Source organism: Bacillus sp. J33 (assembly GCF_000518885.1).
Lineage (GTDB): Bacteria > Bacillota > Bacilli > Bacillales > Cytobacillaceae > Cytobacillus.
Window position 1 is genome coordinate 1 of record NZ_JAEL01000185.1, and the last position, 2,328, is coordinate 2,328.

The window sequence follows — 2,328 nt, forward strand, 5'->3', positions numbered from 1 at the left end:
TGCCGGTGTAGCTCAATTGGTAGAGCAACTGACTTGTAATCAGTAGGTTGGGGGTTCAAGTCCTCTCGCCGGCACCATTCTTCAAAGTTAATATGCGGAGGGGTAGCGAAGTGGCTAAACGCGGCGGACTGTAAATCCGCTCCTTCGGGTTCGGCAGTTCGAATCTGCCCCCCTCCACCATTTATTTTTTAATAAAAACAACAAAAATTGGACAAGCTATGAATGTCCTTTTTATTTTGTTAATTAATGGGCTATAGCCAAGCGGTAAGGCACCGGACTTTGACTCCGTCATTCGCAGGTTCGAATCCTGCTAGCCCAGCCATTTTATGAGCCATTAGCTCAGTCGGTAGAGCAGATTGCAGCATCTCAGTCTTCTTCTTCACCGAATAGCAATCTGTGACAAAGCACGCAGGGCTTTGGAACATCTGACTTAGCAGTATCAAGATTTAGGAAATATTATTATTTCGAGCCATTAGCTCAGTCGGTAGAGCATCTGACTTTTAATCAGAGGGTCGAAGGTTCGAGTCCTTCATGGCTCATTTTAAAATAACGCAGACCTTGGGAATCGAGTCCTGAAGGTCTTACTTGCGAATAAAATTGTATGCGGAAGTAGTTCAGTGGTAGAACATCACCTTGCCAAGGTGGGGGTCGCGGGTTCGAATCCCGTCTTCCGCTCCATTAAGGGGCCTTAGCTCAGCTGGGAGAGCGCCTGCTTTGCACGCAGGAGGTCAGCGGTTCGATCCCGCTAGGCTCCACCAACATACATATTGTAAAACCCTTATACCATCTTGGTTTAAGGGTTTTTTTGTTTTTCTAACTTAGAAATCTGAACTATTGGGCAGGCTTTCTGGATAAGAAGCTAAAACCCATTAGCTCGGGAATTTACGCATAAAATTCAAAAGTGGCGCGTAAATCGGACAAAGTAGTTCATATAAGTAAAAAGTGACGCATAAACCGCAGATAATAGTTCAAAAAAATTAGAAAAGTAATGCATAAGTTAATCTAAAGAGAGATTAGCCGGATATTGAAAGGGAATTTACCTGGTTTTCTGAAAGACTCGAGGGCTCCAGCCATAATTTATTATCTCCACAATTTATTAGGTGAATGGGTGTGTTTGTTTGATAAATTACATGACTTATTACCCAGTATCACTGGTTTGTTTGCTGAGTTCACACTTACATCACTGCAGGAAGTAAAATTTAGAGTTCTCCACATAATACCTCCGCTTCTGGCCGCATATATATACACAATTTTGTCGAGTTGAGTCATGGGATTGAAAGCGGTTAAAATATTATTATGAAGGGAAAGGGAGGAGACAGATTATGAAAAGACAGAAATTATCGATAATTGGAATGCCGATGGATTTAGGGCAGATGAGACGCGGTGTGGATATGGGGCCAAGTGCCATTCGCTACGCTGGTGTAAATGAACGATTAAAAAGCTTGTTCGAAGAAATTCATGATCAGGGTGATATCGCCATTGGGCGGCCGGAGGTTCAGGTAGATCCGGATTCCAATCTTAGAAACTTAGATTTGATTGCAGAAAAGACAGAAAAGCTGGCAGCAGAAGTAGATAAAGCAATAGAGGCAGGGTCCTTTCCATTAGTGCTTGGCGGTGACCATAGCATCGCAATTGGAACATTGGCGGGGGTATCCAAGCATTATAATAATCTTGGGGTTATCTGGTATGATGCCCATGGAGATTTAAATACAGCTGAGACTTCGCCATCTGGAAACATTCATGGAATGCCTCTTGCAGTAAGCCTTGGAATTGGACATCCCCTATTAACAAATGTCGGTGGATACGGTCCGAAGGTTAAGCCTGAAAACATTGTTATTATTGGTGCCAGGTCTTTAGACGAAGGCGAAAGAGAGCTTATTAAAGAAAGAGGCATTAAGGTATATACGATGCATGAAATCGATCGACTTGGCATGACAAAAGTTATGGAAGAGTCTATCGCGTATTTAAAAGAGAGAAATACAGATGGTGTTCATCTCTCATTGGATCTTGATGGTTTGGATCCGCATGATGCCCCAGGTGTAGGGACTCCGGTAATTGGAGGAATCAGTTATCGTGAGAGCCACCTGGCAATGGAAATGCTTGCCGAGTCACAAATTATAACCTCGGCAGAATTTGTAGAAGTTAATCCGATTTTGGATGATAAAAATAAAACGGCCACAGTAGCTGTAGCTCTTATGGGTTCATTGTTTGGAGAAAAACTTCTTTAAAAACTAGGCTCTGTTAAATTTGCCTGTTGATTTCAGCACGAGGCACTCAAGCTTTCAGCGGGCGGTCCGACGCTCCTCGGTGCATTCGCACCTGCGGGGT

The 2,328-nt window shown here is 43.3% G+C and carries 1 protein-coding gene and 6 tRNA genes; all 7 read left to right on the plus strand.

Features of this window, described 5'->3' with window-relative positions:
- The first annotated feature begins 1 nt into the window (after position 1).
- The 7 genes from L634_RS0128410 (at position 2) to rocF (ending at position 2,228) form a co-directional block, all read left to right on the plus strand.
- Positions 2–77: transfer RNA gene (locus tag L634_RS0128410), tRNA-Thr, on the plus strand.
- A gap of 19 nt (positions 78–96) precedes the next feature.
- Positions 97–180, plus strand: a tRNA-Tyr gene (locus tag L634_RS0128415).
- A gap of 67 nt (positions 181–247) precedes the next feature.
- Positions 248–322, plus strand: a tRNA-Gln gene (locus L634_RS0128420).
- Positions 323–466: 144 nt separating this feature from the next.
- Positions 467–539, plus strand: a tRNA-Lys gene (locus L634_RS0128425).
- Between the two features lie 64 nt (positions 540–603).
- Positions 604–678 (plus strand) — tRNA-Gly (locus tag L634_RS0128430).
- Positions 679–682: 4 nt separating this feature from the next.
- Positions 683–758: transfer RNA gene (locus L634_RS0128435), tRNA-Ala, on the plus strand.
- Between the two features lie 564 nt (positions 759–1,322).
- Entirely contained in the window at positions 1,323–2,228 is a 906-nt protein-coding gene (gene rocF, locus L634_RS0128440) for an arginase (protein WP_026585298.1), read from the plus strand.
- The last annotated feature ends 100 nt before the right edge of the window (positions 2,229–2,328 follow it).

Coding starts and splice junctions, on each gene's coding strand:
- rocF (WP_026585298.1), top strand. CDS start 1,323: ATGAAAAGACAGAAATTATCGATAATTGGAATGCCGATGGATTTAGGG.